19 protein-coding genes and 1 pseudogene are annotated in these 24,013 nt (G+C 40.6%); 13 read left to right on the top strand and 7 right to left on the bottom strand.

Annotated elements, in window-relative coordinates; translation table 11 throughout:
* The first annotated feature begins 59 nt into the window (after nucleotides 1-59).
* Nucleotides 60-239, top strand: a complete 180-nt coding sequence (locus tag JMW39_RS08495; RefSeq protein ID WP_201545937.1) for a hypothetical protein — start codon at nucleotides 60-62, stop codon at nucleotides 237-239.
* A 90-nt stretch (nucleotides 240-329) separates the two neighbouring features.
* On the opposite strand, the gene JMW39_RS08500 is transcribed toward JMW39_RS08495, so the two are convergent.
* Nucleotides 330-1,802, bottom strand: a complete 1,473-nt coding sequence (locus tag JMW39_RS08500; protein ID WP_201545948.1) for an ATP-binding protein — start codon at nucleotides 1,800-1,802, stop codon at nucleotides 330-332.
* A 432-nt stretch (nucleotides 1,803-2,234) separates the two neighbouring features.
* Here JMW39_RS08500 and rpsP point away from each other — a divergent pair, with 432 nt between their 5' ends.
* The 4 genes from rpsP to rplS all read left to right on the top strand — a co-directional run bounded on the left by rpsP (nucleotide 2,235) and on the right by rplS (nucleotide 4,740).
* Complete coding sequence (gene rpsP / locus JMW39_RS08505; protein WP_201545952.1) at nucleotides 2,235-2,504, top strand: 30S ribosomal protein S16; 270 nt, start codon at nucleotides 2,235-2,237, stop codon at nucleotides 2,502-2,504.
* A gap of 195 nt (nucleotides 2,505-2,699) precedes the next feature.
* A complete protein-coding gene (rimM, locus tag JMW39_RS08510) occupies nucleotides 2,700-3,233 on the top strand; it encodes a ribosome maturation factor RimM (protein ID WP_201545954.1) in 534 nt (177 codons plus the stop codon).
* A gap of 144 nt (nucleotides 3,234-3,377) precedes the next feature.
* On the top strand, nucleotides 3,378-4,148 hold the full coding sequence (gene trmD, locus JMW39_RS08515; RefSeq protein ID WP_201545956.1) for a tRNA (guanosine(37)-N1)-methyltransferase TrmD: 771 nt from the start codon (nucleotides 3,378-3,380) through the stop codon (nucleotides 4,146-4,148).
* A gap of 199 nt (nucleotides 4,149-4,347) precedes the next feature.
* Nucleotides 4,348-4,740: a 50S ribosomal protein L19 gene (gene rplS / locus JMW39_RS08520; protein WP_011281271.1), complete on the top strand. Its 393-nt coding sequence runs from the start codon at nucleotides 4,348-4,350 to the stop codon at nucleotides 4,738-4,740.
* Between the two features lie 230 nt (nucleotides 4,741-4,970).
* Here the strand turns inward: rplS and JMW39_RS08525 are convergent, their stop codons facing one another.
* Nucleotides 4,971-5,528, bottom strand: a complete 558-nt coding sequence (locus JMW39_RS08525; RefSeq protein WP_201545958.1) for a DUF4442 domain-containing protein — start codon at nucleotides 5,526-5,528, stop codon at nucleotides 4,971-4,973.
* 457 nt (nucleotides 5,529-5,985) lie between these two features.
* On the opposite strand from JMW39_RS08525, the gene JMW39_RS08530 reads away from it, so the two are divergent.
* On the top strand, nucleotides 5,986-7,506 hold the full coding sequence (locus tag JMW39_RS08530; protein WP_201545960.1) for a DUF3360 family protein: 1,521 nt from the start codon (nucleotides 5,986-5,988) through the stop codon (nucleotides 7,504-7,506).
* A 170-nt stretch (nucleotides 7,507-7,676) separates the two neighbouring features.
* Complete coding sequence (gene uvrC / locus JMW39_RS08535; protein WP_201545962.1) at nucleotides 7,677-9,521, top strand: excinuclease ABC subunit UvrC; 1,845 nt, start codon at nucleotides 7,677-7,679, stop codon at nucleotides 9,519-9,521.
* 122 nt (nucleotides 9,522-9,643) lie between these two features.
* On the opposite strand, the gene JMW39_RS08540 is transcribed toward uvrC, so the two are convergent.
* Nucleotides 9,644-10,219, bottom strand: coding sequence for a dihydrofolate reductase (locus JMW39_RS08540; RefSeq protein ID WP_201545964.1), 576 nt, complete (start codon nucleotides 10,217-10,219; stop codon nucleotides 9,644-9,646).
* Between the two features lie 44 nt (nucleotides 10,220-10,263).
* Nucleotides 10,264-10,548 (bottom strand): annotated as a pseudogene (gene thyA, locus JMW39_RS08545) (thymidylate synthase); the annotation flags it as partial.
* A 492-nt stretch (nucleotides 10,549-11,040) separates the two neighbouring features.
* Here thyA and JMW39_RS08550 point away from each other — a divergent pair.
* The 5 genes from JMW39_RS08550 (at nucleotide 11,041) to JMW39_RS08570 (ending at nucleotide 20,001) form a co-directional block, all read left to right on the top strand.
* Nucleotides 11,041-13,791 carry a type I restriction-modification system subunit M gene (locus JMW39_RS08550; protein WP_194621239.1) on the top strand — a complete coding sequence of 917 codons (2,751 nt, stop codon included), beginning with the start codon at nucleotides 11,041-11,043 and terminating at the stop codon, nucleotides 13,789-13,791.
* 113 nt (nucleotides 13,792-13,904) lie between these two features.
* Entirely contained in the window at nucleotides 13,905-14,981 is a 1,077-nt protein-coding gene (locus JMW39_RS08555) for a Fic family protein (protein ID WP_194621238.1), read from the top strand.
* Nucleotide 14,982: 1 nt separating this feature from the next.
* Nucleotides 14,983-16,152 (top strand): restriction endonuclease subunit S, encoded by a 1,170-nt coding sequence (locus JMW39_RS08560; protein WP_194621237.1) that lies wholly within the window; start codon nucleotides 14,983-14,985, stop codon nucleotides 16,150-16,152.
* Between the two features lie 55 nt (nucleotides 16,153-16,207).
* Nucleotides 16,208-19,306, top strand: a complete 3,099-nt coding sequence (locus tag JMW39_RS08565) for a type I restriction endonuclease subunit R (protein WP_194621236.1) — start codon at nucleotides 16,208-16,210, stop codon at nucleotides 19,304-19,306.
* A gap of 134 nt (nucleotides 19,307-19,440) precedes the next feature.
* Entirely contained in the window at nucleotides 19,441-20,001 is a 561-nt protein-coding gene (locus JMW39_RS08570; protein ID WP_194621235.1) for a hypothetical protein, read from the top strand.
* Between the two features lie 393 nt (nucleotides 20,002-20,394).
* Here the strand turns inward: JMW39_RS08570 and JMW39_RS08575 are convergent, their stop codons facing one another.
* Nucleotides 20,395-21,480 carry an ImmA/IrrE family metallo-endopeptidase gene (locus tag JMW39_RS08575; RefSeq protein WP_194621234.1) on the bottom strand — a complete coding sequence of 362 codons (1,086 nt, stop codon included), beginning with the start codon at nucleotides 21,478-21,480 and terminating at the stop codon, nucleotides 20,395-20,397.
* Between the two features lie 18 nt (nucleotides 21,481-21,498).
* A complete protein-coding gene (locus JMW39_RS08580) occupies nucleotides 21,499-22,134 on the bottom strand; it encodes a hypothetical protein (RefSeq protein ID WP_194621233.1) in 636 nt (211 codons plus the stop codon).
* 599 nt (nucleotides 22,135-22,733) lie between these two features.
* Here JMW39_RS08580 and JMW39_RS08585 point away from each other — a divergent pair.
* Entirely contained in the window at nucleotides 22,734-22,901 is a 168-nt protein-coding gene (locus JMW39_RS08585) for a hypothetical protein (RefSeq protein ID WP_194621232.1), read from the top strand.
* Nucleotides 22,902-23,077: 176 nt separating this feature from the next.
* Here the strand turns inward: JMW39_RS08585 and JMW39_RS08590 are convergent, their stop codons facing one another.
* Nucleotides 23,078-23,686, bottom strand: coding sequence for a hypothetical protein (locus JMW39_RS08590; RefSeq protein ID WP_194621231.1), 609 nt, complete (start codon nucleotides 23,684-23,686; stop codon nucleotides 23,078-23,080).
* Between the last annotated feature and the right edge of the window lie 327 nt (nucleotides 23,687-24,013).

Consider the following 24,013-nt stretch of genomic DNA (forward strand, 5'->3'; position numbering starts at 1 on the left):
GAGTATTGATGGTTTGTTGAATTTATTGAAATCAGCTTAATAATAGAGGATAGCAAAGGATGCCGTATTTATTTGGTGGTTTGGTAGTATTGAACGCAGCAGCGCTCGGTTATTATTTATTTTTACAACAGCCGACCAGCACTGAGACGCTAAAGGCCGCGCAGGATGAAATAACTCAACCTTTAAGCTTTACCAATAGTGCTGAGTATATTCCGCCTGTCATTGGTACTAGAAAGTAGGTTTTTTAAGCTTTATAAGTGCTAAGTGCTAAGTGCTAAGTGCTAAGTGCTAATTGTCCGAATCTGGTCTTGTCTGCTATTCGTTATTATTTACGGATTATTAATACTATCAGCAGCGATAGATGAGTTATCGCTGCTGATATCCAATGACGGCTCACCTGCAACTTTAGAGATGAGTGGGATACGGACACAAACTTGTAGCCCGCCATCTGGATGATTAATCGCTTCAACTGTTCCATGATGCAAGCGCGCGATACGGTCGACAATCGCCAGACCTAAACCACTACCTTGCGTGGTACGGGCTGATTCGCCACGCTCAAACGGTTGCATAACACGCTCTAACTGGTCTTCTGCTACCCCATCACCACAGTCTCTTACACATATCACCAATTGCTCTTTTGCTTCTTTATTGACCTCGTTTTCACTCACCACATCGTTGTCTTCTACTACTGTTTTTTCTATAAATGTCGGTATGACGGTCGCTGATAAATAAATCGGTGCTTTGCCATAACGCTTGGCATTATTAACCAAATTGATAACCAGACGCTTAATAGACATCGGCCGGATAGGAACCATCTTGTGACATTCGGACTGGTAAATAAATTCCAGCGGCGCAAATTGCACCATTATTTCATTAAAGATGGTATCTAAATTGGTCAGGCGTACCGGCTCATCGGAGCCGTCTTTCATAAATGAGATAAACTGCTCTAAAATGGCATCCATATCTTCGATATCATAAATCAAACCTTCACGAAAAAAATCATCAGGCAGCATCTCAGCGGTCAAACGCATACGGGTTAACGGCGTGCGTAAATCATGCGAGATACCTGCTAGCATAATCGTCCGCTCTTTTTGTGCTTGATTGAGGGTGGTAAATAAGCGGTTAAATGCCATATTAACTTGGCGTATTTCAGTCGGTCCATTATGGGTGGGTAGCGTAGTGGCATTACCCAAGCGGATATAGTTGGTCGCCGCCCGCTGCAAATACCTTAAAGGACGATTTAATTGGCGTGCTAACAAAATGATGGTTAGCAAGGTCAAAATAGGTAGACCTACTAAAAATAACCATAATAGCGCTGGGCTATACTGTGAGTAGTACACCACCGGTTCGCGAACCCAAAAGCTGGTGTCACGGCTGTCTTGCACCCACAGCTGCGGGGTCGGTTTAAACTTAAAATACACCTCAACCGGACGACCCAACTGCGCGCCAATTTCACGTTGCAATACATCAGTGAACACGCCAACAAAGGCTTTATCTTCTATGGTTGGAAAATCGCTGGGATTATTGACTACCACCACATGTGAGTGCTGATAAATCCATTGCCGCACGGCAGGGTCATGTTTCCAGTCTTGATTGACGCTGTGCATCAAACGTAATTCGCTGGTCAGATAGCGCGCATGATTTTTAAGCTCGGGTAAATACAGGCTACGCCAAAAAAACAAAATCGATACCCCGACACTGATAATGACAATAAACGCCACCATTAAAGTGGTCAGCCAAGTGTTGGAGTAGGAACGGGCAAGGCGACCTTTGCGTCGTGGTTGCGATTTTGGTGTGGTCATAGGAGTCCAAAAGGTTGAGCAAGATATTTATAAGGCAAATTTTTATAAAAGCCACCTATAAACATAGCGTTTTTTATTGAGTTTGACATATAAAAAGTATAACGTTATTCATTATGACAAGCCTACAATTTAAAGCCTTATAACGCAGCTTTTTTGGCTGTGCGGTTCGATAATAGGGTTTGGTCTTAGCGTTTGCTTGTAGGATAGCATAATCAAATAGTGTGGTTGTTGGCTTTACCGATAGAATTGGTAGCCGATTTAATAGGGTGAAGCTCGACAAATTAACCAAGAATTATGAATTATGTTTTACATGCGTTGCTATTTAAGCTATTGTTAATAAATAATTAAATAAGCACAGTTTATGTTTTCAATAAAACAAGACTGTGATATAATTATGCCCTTTTTGGTATACCTGCGAAAGAGAGAATTCACATGGTTGTTATTCGTTTAGCACGGGGCGGTGCCAAGAAACGCCCATTTTATCAAGTAGTTGTTGCTGATCAACGCCGCGCGCGTGACGGTCGCTACATTGAAAACATCGGCTTTTTTAACCCACTCGCTAAAGAGTCTGAAGAAGCAGTACGCCTGAACATGGAAGCGTACAATGCGTGGATCGCTAAAGGTGCACAACCTTCAGATCGCGTTGCTTCATTAGCAAAAGCTTATAACAAGTCTGTAGCTCAAATTGAAGCAACTGCTTAAGTTTTGGCTACTAAGTACTAATAGCGTGATGTTTGCGTTTATTAGTCGACTTTAGAAAACATAGCGTAACTGGTCTGACCAGGGTGCGCCATTAACTGTTTATTACTTTTGATTGCATTTATCGCTTTTGATTGAACTGTATTCAGTGCCGCGTTTTTAATCATTGCTGTTTTAGTCATTGTTAGGTTAGCCGTTATGTCATCCGTTCCAAACGCTAGTGCACTTATGAAAATCGGTCAGCTAAAAAAGCCTTATGGCATTAAAGGCTGGCTGTGGGTATTTAGTGATACGGACGATCGTACGGCAATATTTGACATGCAGCCTTGGTGGATGAAAACTGCTACTGGCATGAAGCCTTTGACCGTAAAGGCTTGGCGTGAGCAAGGGACAGGTATTGTCGCTCAATTTGAGCAAATTCCTGACCGTAACCTTGCTGAGACCATGAATGGGGTAACCCTTTGGGTCGAACAAAACGTTTTGCCAGAAACAGCGGAAGACGAATATTATTGGTCGGATTTGGTCAGCTTGCGCGTGATGAACGAGCAAGGTGAGTATTTAGGCACTATCACTGAAATGTTTGAAACCGGTGCCCATGACATCATGCGTGTAACGGCAAATTCAGACAGTTTGGATAAAGAAGAGCGCCTGATACCTTGGCATAAGCAGACAGTGATTAAAGTCAATATGGCTGAGAAAACCGTGCTTGTGGCATGGCCAAGTGATTATTAATAAGCGATTATTAATCAGTAATGGTTAATAATTAATTATTAAGACAAGTTTTGGTGAGATAAGCTTCGGCTTTATCGTTAAAGGTTGTTGATAGTCACACCGATTTATTTAGCCACTGTTATCCATTGTGCAAGTAGAAATCCGATGTATTTTGCCGTGATTAGTATTTTCCCTGAAATGTTTGCCACGATTCGTGAGTTTGGAATCACGGGACGGGCAGTCACTCAGGAGCAAGTCACGATCGAATGCATTAATCCGCGCGATTATACCACTGATAATTATCGCCGTATTGATGAGCGCCCGTATGGTGGCGGTCCTGGCATGGTGATGATGGCTGAGCCATTATCCCAAGCGATTGAGGATGCCCGCCTGCGAGCCAGTCAGCACGGTTGCCGTGTCGATAGTGAGCATTGTCCGGTGATATATATGTCACCACAAGGCAAAACGCTCAGCGAGAGTAGTGTGGTCAGTATGACTGAGTATGACGGCATGATTTTATTATGTGGTCGTTACGAAGGTATTGATGAGCGCTTACTGTCGCAGTATGTCGACATGGAGATATCACTCGGTGATTATGTGTTAACGGGTGGTGAGCTACCTGCCATGGTGCTGATGGATAGTGTGATACGTCGTTTGCCTGATATTATGGGTGATGATAAGTCAGCTGAACAAGACTCGTTCGTCGATGGCTTGCTTGATTGTCCACATTATACTAAGCCGCATGAGTTTGCGGGTATGGCGGTTCCTGAAGTATTACTTTCAGGTCATCATGCCAATATCGCTAAGTGGCGCTTTAGCCAACAAGTTGAACGTACGCAAACGCGGCGTCCAGATTTATGGCAAGCGTTTACGCCAACGGTAGAGCAAGCAAAGTGGCTCAGAGCATTGGCTAAAGCAGATAAAAAGCAGCGTTAATAACGGTTGAAAAAATAAACAGTTAAGAAATAAAATTTTGAGCAGTAATAAAACGAGTCATAGCATAATGGCCGTTTGTCATAACCCATTTACGTTGTAGTTATTATTAATCAAAGATATTAATAATAGCTATGATTAATTATTACAAACAGGTGATATGCGTCAAGCCTCTATTATCTAATGTGAGGAGATAACTCTCATGAGCAACAAGCATCCATTGGTTCAGGTCATCGAAAATGCTCAATTGATTGAGCGCCCAAGCTTTGCACCCGGCGATACCGTTGTGGTTCAAGTAAAAGTACGTGAAGGTGAGCGTGAGCGTTTACAGGCTTTTGAAGGCGTTGTAATTGCTAAGCGTAACCGCGGTTTAAACTCAGCGTTTACCGTACGTAAAATCTCAAGTGGTGTTGGTGTTGAGCGTGCATTCCAATTGCATTCACCAATCATTGATAGCATTGAAGTGAAACGCCGTGGCGCAGTTCGCCGTGCGAAACTATACTACTTACGTGAGCGCTCTGGTAAATCAGCACGTATCCGCGAGAAGCTTGCTCCGCGTGCACCTAAAGTTGTTAAGCCAAAAGCTGACGCTTAGATTATATCCAGTATCTGGTTTTAAGCATTGTGCTTAAACTTACTTTATTGCTGAACCGTCTATTATGCGATTTGGCAATAAAGAGCAATCAGATACAAGCCCTTATTCATAGGTTTATCATATAAATAAGCGGGTAGTACCAAAAAAGACAAAACCCCAATCTGTGCGACTGCCAGATTGGGGTTTTTGTATGTGGGGCTTTATTTTAATTGAACGCTTTAAGCTTAACGTTAGCTTTCTAAATTGTCTATACGGTTGATTTGGTCTTTAGATTTACTGTATTTACGCAGGCGAATGTAAATAGTTTTGGTCACGGTAGCGATGATTTTTTGTTGCTCGTCGACGATATCAACCATATATTCACGAAATACTGGCTCACCGTCTTTCGCTAAATCCTGAATGGTTTTGATTTCATTACTAGGGATTTTCATACGGGCGGTGACTTTGCTGTTGCCCGGTGCCACAAACTCAATGTGTGAGCTTTTATCCCAAACCACATAGCTGCTACCCAATTGGTGCATGAGCATCAGCATATAAAACGGATCAACCATCGAATATAGACTGCCACCAAACTGAGTACCGACGATATTCTTATTTAAGCTATTTAGCCCCATGCTGACGACGCACAAGCCTTGATCGAGATTGATATGCTCAATCTTGATACCGGCACCGATGTAGGGCGCATAAGTATTAATACGCATTTTAAGCAAATAAGGGGTAAGTAATGGCATGATGTTCTTTTTGACATTACGTCTTAGTGTTTCAAGTTTTTTTGGCAGTAAACTCATTGATGTTTCCTATTGATTTTTCGGTTTTGCTCATCTTATCGTATGGATTATTTTTATCGTATAACGTGTTTTTATTGTATTCAGTTGAATATAACAGCAAGCATGGTTGTTTGTAAGGTATGACTATCAAGCAATAAGCCATAAAAAGACATTTATCATAGTGAAAAACACCTAAGCTCACCAGCTTTAAAGCGTAACGATAGAGGCATTAGTATCATAACGCTTATCTCTTAAGGGTATTCATTACTATTTTCTAACTATCGACCACTAAGTCATAAAAAATACTTTTAATAACGATACGAATAGTATCTTTTAATCGTTAAAGCCTCGCATTATCCCTACTGATACCTTACAATAGCGGCATTTTGTTTTGAGTGACTTTATTTACACTGTATTATTTTACGCCGTATTAGGGTAAATAAAACTGCTCAAATCTCAGTCGACATAAGGAAATGTGATGAGTGGTACACAGCTTCCCGCCTCAGGGTCCAACCCGCAGCAACTAATCCCTTCTGATAAAGATTTGCAAGGCAGCTATGTAGATTTACATAAGCCCAATTCTAGTTTTAAAAATCGTAACGCCTATCTCAATCATGAACTGCAAATCATGCAGCCGAAACGCTGGCGTCCAAACCTGCCGTTCCGTGATTATCGTTTTGAGTATGAAGATACGATTCCAGCGATGGCGGCGACCATTGGTAAGGTGGTGATGGTAGGCGCTATTGCGGCAACCTTCGCCGGCCCGCTTGGTTTAGGCGATGCCTTTGTCTTAGAAAACGTCCGCTATGAGCTGCTAATCGTTTCATTTTTTATTATCTTATTCTCGGGTTTCCTGCTACCAACTGCTAACCTTGCGGGTACGCACGGTCCACTGATTCCGCTCATTCCTATCGTGGTTGCCGCTGGCGGTCACCCGATGGCGTTTGGTCTGCTAATCGGTGCTTTTGGCTTATTACTTGCCATCAGTAAAGGAGGTAGTTTGCTAGCAAACTTGACCAGTAAAGGCGTGTGCGGCGGCTTACTGCTGTATTTAGGCTTTATCGGCACCATCTCGCAAGTTAAAAATTTATTTACGTGGGCAGAAGGCATTGGCATGTCGCATATTGCTTTTGTGGTGATTCTACTGACGATTATCTTATATGCGGTCTTAGAGAATTACCAAAAGCGTTGGCTGGCTGTGCCACTGAGCTGTCTGTTAGGCGGCGGGGTTGCCTTTGCGATGGGCGCGCCTTTTGCCTTTAAAACAGCACCCGGTCTACCGCATATGAACCCGATGTATTGGTGGGGCGAAAATACGGGTTGGATGTTAGGCTTGCCAACGATTGAAAGCTTTATTGTAGTGCTGCCATTTGCGGTATTGGCAGTTGCCATGTGGTCACCAGACTTTTTAGGTCATCAGGTCTTTCAAAAAATTAGCTATCCGAAACGTACTGAGCGCGTGCTGATGGATATCGATGATACCATGACCAGTGCATCTATTCGTCAGGTAGCAGGCTCTTTATTGGGCGGCGCGAACTTTGCATCGTCATGGGGCACGTATATTGTGCCGGCAGCGATTGCCAAACGCCCTATTCCAGCCGGTGCAATTTTAACGGCGCTGTTTTGTATTATTGCAGGTATTTGGGGTTACCCCATGGATTTGGCCATTTGGGAACCAGTAATGTGTGTGGCGCTGATTGTTGGTGTGTTTATCCCCTTGCTTGAAGCAGGAATGGAGATGACACGCGAAGGTAAAACGACCCAGTCTGCGGCCATTGTCGTTTTTGCATCAGCCTTGGTCAATCCAGCCTTTGGTTGGTCGATTACCTTAGTACTGGATAACTTAGGTTTGATTGGTTCTAAAGAGCGCAGTGCTAATCTGACCAAAATGAGCCGCTGGATTATTCCTGTGGTCACTTTTGTGATATTAACGGGGGTTATGGCAATCGTCGGTATGTTGCCAGGTATTCCAGCGTTATTGCCAAATTTCCGTCACTAGATTTATAAAGTTTGCTAAAAAAGCCAGCCTCGATGCTGGCCTTTTTTATGTCCATTGCTAAGCTAATTATTAGCTTGCAAAATGCTGGTTGTTGCCCCATACATGATGATATTACTCACATTTTTAATGTGAGATAATTTTAAAGCCCTAATTTAAGAGTCAGAAATTCTATGGTCAATGTCTCCGCATCGAGTCCCGTCGACGATAAAAAAGCCCGCCTTAAGCATTTAATCCAGCGCCTGCCGAATCTACCAGGGGTCTATAAAATGCTGGGTAAAAATGGCGATATTCTGTATGTTGGTAAAGCCAAGTCGCTAAAGAGTCGCGTCAACAGTTACTTTGCTAAGACCATTGACCATCCAAAGACGCGGGCACTGGTGGCACGGATTCATAATATCGAAACCATTATTACCCGTAGTGAGACCGAAGCGCTGCTGCTTGAGCAAAATCTGATTAAAGAATATCGCCCGCCTTATAACGTGCTACTGCGTGATGATAAATCCTACCTTTATGTGTTTATTTCAGCCGATAAACCTTATCCAAGATTGGCTTATGGGCGCGGTAAGGGTAACCATCAAAAAGGTCGCTTTTTCGGTCCTTTTCCTTCTGCGCATGCGGCAAAAGAAACGCTGGTGCTCATGCAAAAAATGTTTCAGATGCGCCAATGTACTAATACCTTTTTTAAGCAACGTAAGCGTCCATGCCTTGAATATCAGATTAAGCGTTGCCGTGCGCCCTGTGTGGGCTTTGTATCGCCAGAAGAGTATAGCGAGGACGTCAATAATACCATTCGTTTCCTAAAAGGCGATTCTAGCGATATCCATAGCGCTTTGATTGAGAAAATGGAAGCTTCTGCTGAGGAACTAGATTTTGAAAAGGCAGTATTTTATCGTGATCAGCTCTCCATGCTACGCGAAGTGCAAGCGAAGCAAGCCGTTTATACCGTGCAAGGCGAGGCCGATGTGATTGCCATTGCCAGTCAAGCAGGTATGACCTGTGTCAACGTCTTGACCGTCCGTGGCGGGCGCGTACTAGGTGGCAAGAACTATTTTCCTGATGTCGATAGCAGTGAACCACTCGCTGATAATTTATCAGCTTTTATTACTTCCTTCTATTTTCAGGTAACCGATGACTTGCCACCCGAAATCATGTTGAGTCATGAATTACCAGATCAGGTTGCGGTTAGTGAAGCACTGGCGAGCCATTTTGGTAGTAAGGTTGTTATTAAAACCAACGTTCGTGAGCACCGCGCTGAATGGTTAGACTTGGCTAAATTAAATACCAATAATGCGCTAAAAACCAAACTTGGCGATTATTTAGAATTGCATGCGCGCTTTGGTGCGCTGAAAGACGTCTTAGCGGACGTTACTGATCGAACCATTGATCGCATCGAGTGTTTTGATATCTCGCATACCATGGGCGAGGCGACCATTGGCAGCTGCGTGGTATTTGACCAAGGTGGCTCGCGTCGCCGTGATTACCGTCAGTATGCGATTCATGATATTGTCGGTGGTGATGACTATGCAGCGATGAAACAAGTGCTGACACGCCGTTATCAGAAGCAGCCATTGCCTGATTTATTGCTGATTGATGGTGGTAAAGGTCAACTTGGCATCGCTAAAGAAGTGCTGACCGAGTTAGGTATTCTTGGCGACACTTTGCTGATTAGCGTGGCAAAAGGAGAAGGACGTAAGGCTGGCTTGGAAGTGTTGCATTTTATCGATCATGAGCCACTTGATTTGCCGATGGACAGTAAAGCGCTGCATTTATTAATGCATATTCGTGATGAAGCGCATCGTTTTGCTATCACTGCGCATCGTAAAAAGCGTGATAAGCGCCGTTCATCGTCAGTATTAGAGGTAATTCCAGGATTGGGTGAAAAGCGCCGTCGTGATTTATTGAATCACTTTGGTGGCATGCAGCAATTGCTTGGAGCGTCCCAGCAAGAGCTGGCTGGAGTGCAAGGTATAGGTCCTATATTAGCGAAAACCGTTTATAAAGTGCTGCATGAATAGTTATAGTTTAGGCAATATAGTCTAAGTTTAAATTTCTGCTAATAAAATCCAACAATAAAAAGAGGCTGTCTTAGAATTATCTAGGACAGCCTCTTTTTATGTTTTATCTGAATGATCCTCTGCTAACCTTCAGGAGCTTCTCTTTTATAAGTCACAAACTTAAAATCTAGCCCACTTTTCTCATCGTGAACTTGCTCAGATTCTGCTGCGACTACAAACTCATTTGGCAGCTCTGGATAAAAGGCATCGCCATCCGTAATGTTAGTATCGACATGCGTTAGCTCGACACGGTCGGTATACATCATCGCTTCTTTAAACACGCGCTCGCCACCAATGACCCAAATGGTGTCAAGATGAGCACCATGGGCAAGGCTAGCCGCTTGCGTCAGCGCATCGTCTAAATTATGCATCACATAAGCTTTTTCACTATCAACTAAGCCACTTTGCTGAGCATAGTCTAATTGGCTGGTGATGATAAAGCTGATACGTTTCGGCAGTGGTCTGCTGCCCATTGACTCAAAAGTCTTACGACCCATGATGACGATACCTTGTATCGCACCGTCACTTTGTTTGGTCGTCATACTTTTAAAATGCTGCAAATCTGCTGAGATATGCCACGGTAGCTCGTTTCCTCTGCCGATACAGCGATTGCTACTAATAGCCGCGATTTGGGCAACTTCGGTATTGGCATAACTCATAACATATCCTTTTCATTGTCTTTTAATATTAAAGCGATAAAAAATTAGACTGCAACTTTTGCTTTAATAGCAGGATGTGACTCATAACCATTGACGCTAATATCTTCGTATTTGAAAGCAAAAATATCATCGACCTCAGGGTTAAGCGTCAATGTTGGCAAGGTATAAAGCTCGCGTGTCAGCTGTAATTCAACTTGCTCACGATGGTTTTGGTAAATATGACAATCGCCGCCCGTCCAAACAAATTCACCAACCTCTAATCCACAAACTTGCGCCACCATATGGGTAAGTAAGGCGTAGCTAGCGATATTAAATGGCACACCTATGAAATTTACAACCCCTAATTTCTGCATAATATGTTTAATTACGTAACTTATAACGTTATATTATGACTGTGCATTTTTATTATTGCACAATACGAAAACTTCGCCCGAGCCGTTATACTTAGTAATAATACTAAAGTCACTCAGTCTACGTAGAAGAGTACTTTTGATTCTTATTATACCTTATTTTAAAATAGCTCTGCTAACTGATAACACGTTCTAGTTTATGTCAATTGAAATAACACCCATGAAAGACCTTCAGTCTAAAACTGCCAGTTGAGCTAAAGGATCATTATTTAATGAATTAGTAAGCAGAATTTGAATTGATATACGATTAAAAAATTATGTAACCAAAATTTGCAAACTAATGACGTAATGATGAGTTTACTAAAATGTTGTTAGTTGATGAAATAGCGTTTTGCCTTCAGACCTGTTAACCGCTACAATCTGACACCATGCCGCCATCTCCTTGATCACTTATAAAGACCAAACTGCCTTATGAATAAACAACAACTAGCTAACAAAATCTGGCAATCCGCCAATCAAATGCGCTCTAAGATCGAAGCGAATGAATATAAAGACTATATTATCGGGTTTATGTTCTACAAATTCTTATCAGATAAAGAATTGCAGTTCTTAAAAGCCAACGATTTTACTGATGAGAATATTAGCAGCTTGACGGAAGAAGACGTTGAAGCTGTCGAGTTTATTAAAGAAAACCTTGGCTACTTTATTCCTTATCCGCATTTGTTTTCGACGTGGATAAGTAAAGGTAGCGATTTTGAGATTGCTAATATACGCGATGCACTAAACTCATTTTCACGGAATATAGAAAACAAGAAGGTGTTTGAAGGTATCTTTTCAACCTTACACAATGGCTTAAGCAATCTTGGTAAAGATGCCGCATCTCAAACCAAGGCAGCCAGCAGTTTGATTCATTTGATTAAAAGCATTCCTATGGATGGTAAGCAAGATTATGATGTTCTTGGCTTCATCTATGAGTACCTTTTGGGTATGTTTGCAGCCAATGCAGGTAAAAAAGCTGGTGAGTTTTACACCCCACACGAGGTATCTTTGTTGATGTCTGAGATTATCGCAGACCATCTAAAAGATCGTGACAACATTGCTATCTATGACCCAACCAGTGGTTCGGGTTCGCTACTTATTAATATCGGTCAATCTATTGCCAGACATATTGATAGTAAAAACAACGTTAAATACTACGCTCAAGAGCTCAAACAAAATACCTATAACTTGACTCGTATGAACTTAATCATGCGCGGGGTTTTGCCTTCTAATATCTTTACTCGTAATGCGGATACGTTAGAGGATGATTGGCCATACTTTGATGAAGCTGACCCAGTCAATAGCTATAACATCTTGCACGTAGATGCTGTGGTATCTAATCCTCCTTATTCACAAGAATGGGACTCTGCCAACAAAGAGTCTGATCCGCGCTATGCTCGTTTTGGCCTTGCACCAAAAACTAAGGCAGACTATGCCTTTTTACTTCACGACCTATATCATCTCAAACCAGACGGTATCATGGCGATTGTGCTGCCTCACGGCGTATTATTTCGTGGCGGTGAAGAAGAAAAAATTCGCACAAATCTTATCGACTACAATCATATCGATACCATTATTGGGTTACCTGCTAACATCTTCTTTGGCACAGGTATTCCTACGGTTATCATCATTCTCAAACAAAAACGTGTCAACACAGATGTGCTGATCATAGATGCTTCAAAAGATTTTATAAAAGTTGGCAAAGACAATCAACTGCAAGCGTCGCATATCAAAAAAATCACGGATGCGGTTATTGACCGTCAAAATATCGACAAATACGCCCGTGTGGTCAGCCAACAAGATATACGTGATCAAGGCTACAATCTAAACATTCCACGATATGTAGACTCTGCTGAAGCAGCTACTGCTTGGGATATTTATGCCACTATGTTTGGCGGTATTCCGCGAAATGAGATTGATGCGCTTGATCGTTATTGGGCAGCGTTCCCAAGTCTCAAAAGCAGCTTGTTTAATCAGGAAGAAGATAAGCCTTATTACGAGCTTGCGACAACCGATATTGAGCCACATATCTACCAGAACAATGACGTAAAAGCATTTTTTGAGCGTTACCGTAGTGGTTTTGCCGATTTTGCCGACTACCTTGATCAACAGCTGATTACTAACTTGGATAACCTTAAGATATCAAGGCAAGAAGATATCTTAGCAAATGATATTTTTACTCGTCTGCAAGATTTTTTATTGATTAATAAATACACCGCTTATCAAGCGCTCGATGATCAGTGGCAGCTCATAACAGTAGATTTAGAAATTATCAAAACAGAAGGTTTTGCTGCCACCACTATCGTTAATCCCAATATGGTACTTAAAAAAGTAAACGGCAAAGACGAGGAAGTTCAAGAAGGTTGGGCCGGTCACATACTGCCCTTTAACTTGGTACAGCAGCATCTATTAGCAGACAGACTGCAAAGTCTACAGGATAAAGAGCATCAGCTAACGGCTGTCACTGGCGAATTAGAAAGCTTAATTGATGAGCTAAGTGAAGAGGAAAAAGAGAAGTTACTAAACGATAGTAACACTAGCTTTGCCTCTAGTGAAATCAACAAGGCCCTGAAAGCTGCTTATAAAGATATCGAAACTCCTGAAATCTTAGGCTTAAACCGATATCTAGTATTTTTAGACCGTAAACCTAAAAAACCTGAAAAACTTGATTTTATTGCTCAAGAATCAGCAGTCAACTGGGATGCCATAGAGGCAAACAAAGATGGTACTTACGGCAAGTCTGCTATCAATAGCTATCTAAAAACTCTACAAGCGATGCATCAATTTGCTGCTGACACTGAAGAAGCAAGGCTCGTGCAGGCAGATGGGCTATTAATACAAGAAAAAATGCTAAAGATTGAAATTAGAGACGATAGTGAAGCCCTCCATCAACTCACCAAGCTCGTTATCGAATGGTTGGATGATGACACCGTTAATGAGCTACTTCATCTTAAATGGATACAGCCGTTGGTACAGGTTATGGCGCAGTTGGCCGATGATGTCATTAGTGACCTTACACGACAAGTAAGGGCGCTAGCGGACAAGTATGCAGACACTTATACCGCAACGACTAATGAGCTTACAGCAGCAGAGTGCCAGCTTGCCGATATGATAGATGACTTAGTTGCTGATGAGTTCGATAGTGCAGGACTGCAAGCGCTACAGGCTATTTTAAAAAGCTAGCTATGTTAAATGCTGATATCAAATAAACATGTATAGAAAAGCGGCTTTTTTATGCATATTTGCATAACATGTATAAAAAAGCTGAAATATTATACATATCCCAAGAGGTGTCCATGGACGAGTATCAGATTATCCCTTTACCGCTCCCTGATATGGAGGCGCTAGAAACCAGAGCCGTCCTAAAAAAACTGTCTTCAGCCAATCGCTATTTAGCTGAACTCAAAGGTGTGGTCTCATCCATCCCTAATGAAGCGATCTTGATCAATACCTTGGCTCTACAAGAAGCGAAGCACAGCTCTGAGATAGAGAATATTGTCACTACCAATGATGAGCTGTTTAAAGCTGAGCTTGATATCGTCAACCAAAGTCTTGCAACCAAAGAGGTACAGAACTATACGCAAGCGCTAAAATCAAGTTTCGACACAGTACGAAAAAGTGGCATTATTCGTTTAAGTGATATTTTGGCCATTCAAGAAGAGTTAGAGAAAAACGTCGCAGGCTTTCGTAAGCTGCCAGGTACTACTCTCAAAAACAGCCAAGGCGACATAGTCTATACGCCGCCCCAACACGGCGACGATATCAAAGTATTGATGGATAATCTCGCCACCTTCATAAATGATGATGCGATCTGCGATCTGGACCCACTGGTAAAAATGGCGGTCATTCATCATCAGTTTGAGAGTATCCATCCGTTCTATGATGGTAATGGACGTACAGGACGGATTTTAAATATTCTCTATTTGGTGGCGCAAGGCTTACTAGATTTGCCCGTTTTATACCTGAGTCACTACCTGATTCGCCATAAGGCTGATTACTATCACTATCTACAGCACGTTCGAGATACTGGTGACTGGGAAGGCTGGCTGTTATTTATGCTTGATAGTGTAGAAGAAACGTCTAAATCTACCATCATATTAATCAAAGATATCAAGGCATTGATACAAACGTACAAGCTCAAAATACGCGAGGAGAAGCCCAAAATCTATCGCCAAGAGCTGTTAAATAACTTATTTAACCATCCCTACACCAAGATAGAGTTTGTAATGGATGATTTAGATGTGTCGCGTATCACGGCTACTAAATACTTAGATGAGCTGACCGATATTGGACTGCTACAAAAAGAGAAAATCGGACGCAGCTCCTACTATATCAATATCTCGCTACTGCAACTTTTAATAAATAGAGCGTAATATGAATATAAATAACAACACGCCTGATATTCGTTTTAATGGGTTCATTGATGACTGGATTGAAGGTAAAGTAAGAGATGTTTTGAAAATAAAGAGTGGTATGTCACAAAAAAACATTGAAGTGACTGGTGGTATTTATCCAATTTTAGCAACAGGTGGTGAGATAGGAAGAACTAACATTCCTTTGTATGATAAAGAAAGCGTGTTAATTGGTAGAAAGGGAACAATTGACAAGCCTTATTACATGAATTCTCCGTTTTGGACTGTAGATACTTTATTTTATAGCGAGCTTTCTAAAGAGGCTTCAGGCCTTTTTATATTCACGTTATTTCAAAAAATTCAATGGCGAAAATTAAATACTTCAACAGGAGTGCCAAGCCTAACTAGCTCAACGATACACTCGATACCTATCAGTTTTCCAAAAAAACCTGAGCAGATTGCTATTGGTGAATACTTTCAACATATTGATAAAACTATTACCATTTATCGCTCTAAGCATGAAAAAACAAAGATTTTGAAAAATAATTTCCTTAGTAGAATGTTTCCTCAAGCAGAAGAGGATCAGCCTAAAATTCGTTTAAAAAACTTCAATGAAGAATGGACTGATAAGAAACTAGGAGATATAGGTTATACCTATACAGGATTGAGTGGTAAAACCAAGCATGACTTTGGACATGGCTCAGCAAAATATGTCACATATATGAATGTTTATTCTAATACGCTCTCATCAGTCACCATGTTGGATAATGTGGAAGTAGACAGCAGACAAAACTTAGTGGAAAAAGGAGATGTTTTATTTACTACTTCTTCAGAAACTCCTGAAGAGGTTGGTATGTCGTCTGTTTGGCAACACAATTATTACCCTATATATTTAAATAGCTTTTGTTTCGGTTTTCGTTTGACACAAGAAGTAGACTTAAACTATATAGCCTTTATGTTGCGTTCTGATAAGGTCCGATCAAAAATTATATTATTGGCACAAGGTATCTCTAGATTTAATATTTCTAAAAAAGCGATGATGGAAATTGAAGTTCCTTTACCGACAATGAAAGAACAAATTGCTATCGGTCAGTTCTTTAAGCAACTGGATGACACTCTTGCCTTGCAAGCTAAGCAGCTCAAAGCCCTTGAAAATCTTAAAAAAGCTCTGTTAGCAAAGATGTTTGTATAACAACGCATCGATTTCACATTTAACGTAAAGTAATCTAACGCCCTAAGGCAAGCCCATGACCTTTAAATCAGAAGACGAGTTTGAAAACGCCCTTATCAAAATCCTAATTCAAAAGGGATGGGAAGACACCGTTATCAACCGTCCGACAGAACAGGATTTAATAGACAACTGGGCCAATATTTTATTTCAGAACAATCGCAATCCGGACCGACTTAATAATATCCCGCTGACTGATAGCGAGATGCAGCAGCTTATTGAGCAAATCAATACCTTAAAAACACCGCTCCAGCTAAACGGTTTTATCAATGGCAACAGTGTCGCCATCACTCGTGACAACCCAGATGACGCCTTGCACTACGGCAAAGAGATCAGCCTTAGTATTTATAACCGTCATGAAATTGCGGCCGGACAGAGTCGTTATCAAATCGTAAAGCAGCCGCTATTTCCTACCAAATCGCCCATTCTAAAAAATCGCCGTGGCGACTTGATGCTACTCATCAACGGTATGCCTGTATTTCACCTTGAGCTTAAAAAAAGCGGTATCGCCGTCAGTCAAGCATGCATTCAAATTGAAAAATATGCCGAAGCCGGTATCTTTAGCGGACTGTTTGCCTTAGTACAGATATTCGTCGCGATGACACCGGATGAAACGGTTTATTTTGCCAATCCAGATGGTAATTTTAAGCCTGAGTATTACTTTCAGTGGGCCAACGTCTATAACGAGCCATACACGAGTTACAAGGACATCGCAGCCTCATTACTGTCGATTCCTATGGCCCATCAGCTCATTGGCTTTTATACCGTGGCAGATAATGCCGATGGGGTGCTAAAGGTCATGCGTAGTTATCAGTATTATGCTGCCAACGCCATATCAGACAAGGTATCTACCACGCAGTGGCAAAGCAAGAATAGCCAATTAGGCGGCTATGTTTGGCATACCACAGGCTCCGGTAAGACCATGACTAGCTTTAAGTCAGCACAGCTGATTGCCAGCTCAAAAGACGCTGATAAAGTCGTTTTTTTAATGGATAGAATTGAGCTAGGTACGCAGTCACTTGATGCTTATAAGAGCTTCGCTGAAGAAAGCCAAAGTGTACAAGCTACTGAAGATACTAATGCGCTAATAAGCAAGCTTAAGAGTGATGATCCTGCTGACGTCTTGATTGTCACCTCTATTCAAAAGATGAGCAATATTAAGGCCGATAATAATGCGATGAACGCACATGATTTGGCTGTTATGCAAGATAAGCGCTTGGTATTTATCGTTGATGAGGCACACCGCTCTACCTTTGGTGAGATGCTGCAAACCATCAAGCAGACCTTTCCTAATGCTATGCTCTTTGGCTTTACAGGTACGCCGATACACGATGAGAACCAGCGTAAGATGAGTACCACCGCGACCATCTTTGGTAATGAATTGCACCGTTATAGCATTGCTGACGGCATTCGTGACCGTAATGTCTTAGGCTTTGACTTGTACCGTGTGGCGACCTTTAAAGATAAAGAAGTACGTCAGGTCGTCGCTCTACATCAAGCAAAAGCAGATAGCGAATCTGACGCTTTAGAGGATGATGTTAAGAAAAAAAAGTATTATAAATTTATGAATGATGTGCCTATGGCGGGTGATAACTCTGCTGACGGTACATATAATAAGGGTATTGAGGACTATTTACCGAACGTGCAATATCTGACGCCAGAACACCAAGAGCAAGTGGTGGCAGATATCTTGGATAATTATCCGACATTGAGCCGTGGTAATAAATTTCATGCACTATTCGCTACCAGCAGCATTACTGAGGCCATTACCTACTATAGGTTGCTTAAACAAAAAATAGCCGAGGATAATCTGGATTTAAAAATAAGTGCTTTATTCGACCCTAATGAGGGCAATGAGACCACCTCGATTTTTAAAGAGCAGGGTCTGGCTGAAATCATAGAGGACTATAACGCGCAGTTTGAGCAAAAATTTACGATTTCTAGTCATAGCAAATTTAAAAAAGACATTGCCAATCGCTTATCTCATAAAGTTGAATACAAGTTAATTGAGCGTACTCCAGCGGATCAATTGAACATTCTCATTGTGGTTGAGCAGCTGCTAACAGGATTTGATTCTAAGTGGGTAAATACCTTATATCTAGATAAACTCATTCGCTATGAAAGTATTATTCAGGCGTTCTCTCGTACCAATCGATTATTTGGCCCTGATAAACCCTTCGGTACGATACGCTATTACCGTAAGCCCCATAGTATGGAGCGTAATATTGCGGCAGCCATAAAACTGTACTCTGGCGATAAGCCTCTTGGACTTTTTGTAGATAAGCTTGAGAAAAATCTAAATGAGATGAATAGAGTGTTTGCGGAGACAGTAGAAGTATTTGCCATTGCTAGTATACAAAACTTTGAAGCGCTGCCCACTGAAGAGGCGAGTCAGGCTAAGTTTGCCAAGCTGTTTAAGCTATTTAATGAATATCTAGAAGCTGCAGAAATACAGGGCTTTGTGTGGGATAAACTAACTTACGAATTTGATGATAGCAGTGTCAGCTTAGACTTTGATGAACAGACTTACTTGGTGCTCGCAATGCGCTATAAAGAGCTGTTTTCAGGCGGAGGGTCAGGTGGTGATGGTGGTGACGTCCCATTTGATATTTCAGGTTACTTAACGGAAATTAATACCGATAGAATTGATACCGACTATCTGAATGCGCGTTTTGATAAATACCTTGAGCTGATTGACCTAGAAGGTGCTGAGCAGGCCCTAAATGAGCTGCATCAGGCCTTTCCATCGCTTAGTCAAGCAGAGCAAAAGCATGCCAATATATTTTTAAATGATGTACAGCGTGGCAAAGTTAAAGTCGATGCCAACACCACTTTTAAAGACTATATCACCAAGTATCAAGCTCAAGCTGAGAGTGATGAAATACAACAGCTCTCAGATGATTTAGGACTTAATGAGGCAAAACTGCGTGAGCTTATGAGTAGACAGGTTACAGACGCCACAATCAATGAATTTGGTCTTTATGACGAACTAAAAGAGACCGTCAATAAGACCAAAGCAAAAGCGTACTTTGAATCTATCGAAAACGCGACTATACCCGCGTTTAAAGTGAACATAAGAGTTGATAGTTTACTACGACAGTTTATTCTAGATAGTTAGTACCTGATTATAAAACTCTGAATAAGTGAAAAACCTTGCCACTCTTAGAAAACCGAAGTAACAATCAGGCTGTACTTATTAGCTAAAAACACGAGGTTTTTAGTATTACTGGGACGATTACTGAGTAACACTAAATGTTTATTGAGAATCATAAATCTGCATTATTGAATATTCAAGACGATGTAGGGCCCTACATGAATAGTGGGGTGGTGGTAGACAGTGATGGTTATCTATCTGTAATGCTACCGATTGCTAGAAATACTATTGCTATAAAGTTTGCAGAAAACGACTCTGTGATTGCAGAAATGGTAGCTCATGCGCTTACTATGTTTGAAAAACTTTGTACCGGCGCTGAGGCATATGCTTTTTATAATGAGATGATGGAGTCCGTCAAGCTGCATGATCGTGTGATGCAATTTGTTGCAATGATGATCTTGATTGATGAGCCACAGGGTACACTTGCCATAAGTAAAGCAGTGGATAAAAAGCATGGAAAACTATTAAACGATATTCGCTTAGTTGGTGATTATTTTGGATTTTACGACAAAAAAAGTAAGGCTTATGCTGACGGTATTACGCGAACGGAACATCTTAATGGGACAACCAAAGAGCTAACTCTTCCACCTGAAATTATATTGCTACTTATGTGCTATTACATAAATGGCCAGCGTGTGGTGGCTATGATGCCGTGGTAATGGTCATTGTTGACGAGCAACATATATGTCTTGCAGCTATGAAATTCATATCTGATAAATTGCTGTCACTCTTTGTGTTCAGTATTGAGATTATTTTCATAAAATATATTACTCATTTACTCATATGAGTAAATGAGTAATTCTATACAAAAATAATATCTAATATAACAAAAAACTCAAGACTGTTGTGTGGTAATCCAATTTTCTAATGATGATGCTTTAAAAGCTTAGGTGCAGCATCAAATAGGTGGGTGCTTATCATAGATAATGAAGCTATTGATACTCATGGGCATTCATTTTTTGATTTAGTGATCGCCCATATGTATGCATGAGTCGTTGAATTAAGAGTAACCAAAGTGAAAGCAGCTATCAATCTTGACTGACAATCTCACTTCATTTTAAAACTTGGAACAAATGAAAAGGCTTTGTGCTATCAGCAAGTTGAAACAGTAATGGAGTTATATCAGCTTTTCTAAGATTAATTTTTTTAGCAATATCATCTAGACTCATTCCTTCTGAATTTAGTTCACTGGTTATCGTATTGAGTACTTGAGAGGTCTCTCTATCCATAGGATGAGGCTCTGACTTTCGATAGTTATACTTTGCAATTGCTGGACAAAGCACTCTTGTATAAATCCATTCGCTTATTAACCCTAATTTATGCATTCTATATGCCAGTGCTACTAAAGATACACCGAACACTTTTTTCAGCTCAATAAGGTTGTTTAAAGTAGGGTTTACATGTCTATATTCCATTAATGCAACTTCGGGCATTAAGAACGCAGACGCAAACTTATCTGCACCTCTTTCAACTGCTTTAGAATCTAAGTCTTGCTCAAGCGATTTGCCGAAACTTTCAGACATTTTCATGCTGTAAATATCTCTAACCAAATGACCTAATTCGTGACATGCATCAAATCTACTTCTCTCCATAGTTTTTTGGTTATTAAGAAAGATAAAAGGCTGGTCATCATACCAAACGCTAAAAGCATCAATATATTCCGATTTTACAAAAATCGAAAAAATACGTATACCTTTTGACTCTAACAGAGCAATTAAGCTTCCAATAGGTTTATCGCCTAAACCCCAGTCATAACGGAGCGTATTAGCCGCTTCTTCAGGAGATAAATGGGATAAATCAGGAAGTTCTGACTGAACGAGCTCAAACTCTTCTTCAAACCAATCATTAAGCATAAAACCGGTTATGCCATAAGTTAAAGCTTCAGCTTTAACTTTTTTGGTCATTCTAGAACGAGATCTGAAACTAACGCTATGTTCATCAATGATTGGTAAATCACTGCCTTTAAAAAAATCGATAGGCAAGCTTAGCACCCTTGAAAGATCAACCAAATTAGGCTCAGTATTTCCATTTAGGTAATTTGTTAATGTTCTAGGAGTAATATTTAGCTTTTCTGCTAATTCGGCTTTGCTCACAGCCCGCCTATCGATTGCAAACTGTAATCGATTTGGATTAAACATATATTAGCCTTAAGGTAATTAAGCTTTTTTCTTACGCTTGATAGGAACTACACCTACTTCTACTTTATCTTTCATACGTGGTGTTGTAGGAATGTTGAATTTGATATCAGGAAGTTTAATACGCGTACTCCAGTCATCAATCCTACCTTTTGCAAATGATTTTGGCTGTGAAAGCTCTAATCTCATTAACTCACCAAATCGGTAATGAAGTAAAGTCCAAATGGTAGTTCCCTTATCAGAATTTAATAAAGGATAAATATCATCTTTAAGAGTACTACCTTTAATCGATTTATTGCTTACGCTTCCATCTCTTAAGCCTACATACTTATTACCTGCAAAGACACGGATTGCATGCTCCTTACACGGCGATATTACATATGCGACTCCTCCCTTGCCATCAACTTTGGTCCAACCAAAAGAACATAATTTCTCTCTAAGAAAGCCTGAAATATGAAACTGCCACATCGCTAATAAAGCATTTGTTGGAAAGGATGTTCCAACATGCTGGGTTTTTTCATTAGCAGCCAGAATCACCTCGTAAACTAGTTGAGTTGTAAGACTGGGGTGAATGGCAGCAAGAGCACTAACGACCTCAGAAGTTTCATCAATAAATTTATCTGAAGTAGCATCAAACGACGGTTGTAGTGAAAACATAATATTTCCGATATATTGACATCAAGTTGATGTATGATAATAGGAAATAGAATGCAAGTAAATAGCTAAACGTCAATAAGATAAATAGAGCGAATTGAATCCAGCTGCGTTTAGTATTATGCAGAAAACCTAACTATTTGATATATTCACCTTTAGCTGTGTACTATCTCCAGCAGTATATTCAGCCGATTATTTTATTTGCCATCATGACTCTTATGGGAACACGTTCGATGCGCTATACAGGCATAAAACTGCTAGTGTTAGATATGAACTGACTATAAAATCGATAGCATGGGTCATTATGATCGAGCTGTCTGATTAAAATATTCCATGTTAGCTTCTATAGTTTTTTCAATATAGCTCAGTGCCGTGATGACGCCGCGTAGTTGATGACCACCACAGAATATCAATGCATTTAAACATTGATTCCAAACACAAAAAACCTGCTATCAGTAGCTCTAACAGCAGGTTTTTTGTGTTTGGACGATAGGTATAAGTTAACTCTTTACATTCACTTCTTTATAACATAAATTAAAAATAGCTTGTAAACTTCATTTATGTGCATTTTACTCATCAGACTATATTATAAGGAAGTAAGAATGAGCGATCCAAAAAATGGTGGTACAAATTCAAAAGATAGAGGGAAACCTATTAACGAATCAGACCAAGGTGCCTCAATTCGTAGACCTATGGGTGACACTGCAATTGGACAAAACCCAGAATCAACTAGCAAACCACCGAAACCACCACACAACCCACATAAATAAACTTCTTTAAAATATTAGGATGTAACTATGGGTAATCCAAACAACGGGAATTCAAGTTCCAACGGTGAAAAAAAATCAGACCGAGGTAGTTGGCCATTAAGTGATAACGGGCAGCGGCCAGTATCCAGTAGACCCCCGCCTAAACCACCACATAACCCGCATAAATAGTTTTTTTACTAACCTTGCTCTACTTGTGTTGTATATCTCATTTCCAAAAACTCTATATCGGCACGAGGGAAATAAGTAATCATACTACCAAACTCTGGCTCTAACTTAACCTGTGCTACCTCTATCCATTCCACACCGTCTTTACCTTTAGTATCCGTAACATAAAAGGCAATACCATCTTCGTCCATAATAAATGGGGCAAATGCTTCTCCAAAAAACTCCATCGTACTATTACATAAATATTGATTACCATTCTTATGGACTAATTTTATTTGGGTTGCTGCTACATCTTTATGAGCAGATAAGGTTTTCCAAGTGTCTCCTGAATTTAGAGTATGGCTAATTTTTTTACGATATAATAAATTTGTCCATTTTGCTTCAGCAAACTTTAACCAGCCGTATGCAAGTGGTAAGCCAAAAAATACTGATAGGTAAGCCCAACTTGAGTCACACAGTTGCAAAGTAACCGCTGTTGGTAAACCTAATAGTAATATAAGTAGCCACATATCCGTTATTTTTTCGGTCTTACGGTAGTCTCGTTTTAATAAAGCATAGCCCAAGTAACCCGCAACCAATGTGGCCTGTATTTGAATTGGCAATTGTAGTAATTCTTGCATGAAAGCCCCCTAATAATATGCTTTGATTATTACATATACTGATAGTACAACTTCATTAGTCTTACACAATAAAAAACCCGCTAACAATTAGCGGGTTTTATTAAACCAATATACCTATGGATACGGTTCCCTAGTGAGGACTTGAATATCAAGCTGCAAGCTATTGATGTCAGTAGTCAAAATACTCATAGCAGCTCAGTGTACATAGCAGTGTACCTTTCAAGATGAAATGGCGGCATATCCATCTTTTTAATTAGTCGCTGTACCTATTAAATATAAGATCGCCTTTAATGAAGGCTTACCTCCCAGTTGTCACTAAACAGATTG

Source organism: Psychrobacter immobilis (genome assembly GCF_904846175.1).
In the GTDB taxonomy this organism is placed as follows: Bacteria; Pseudomonadota; Gammaproteobacteria; order Pseudomonadales; family Moraxellaceae; genus Psychrobacter; species Psychrobacter immobilis_E.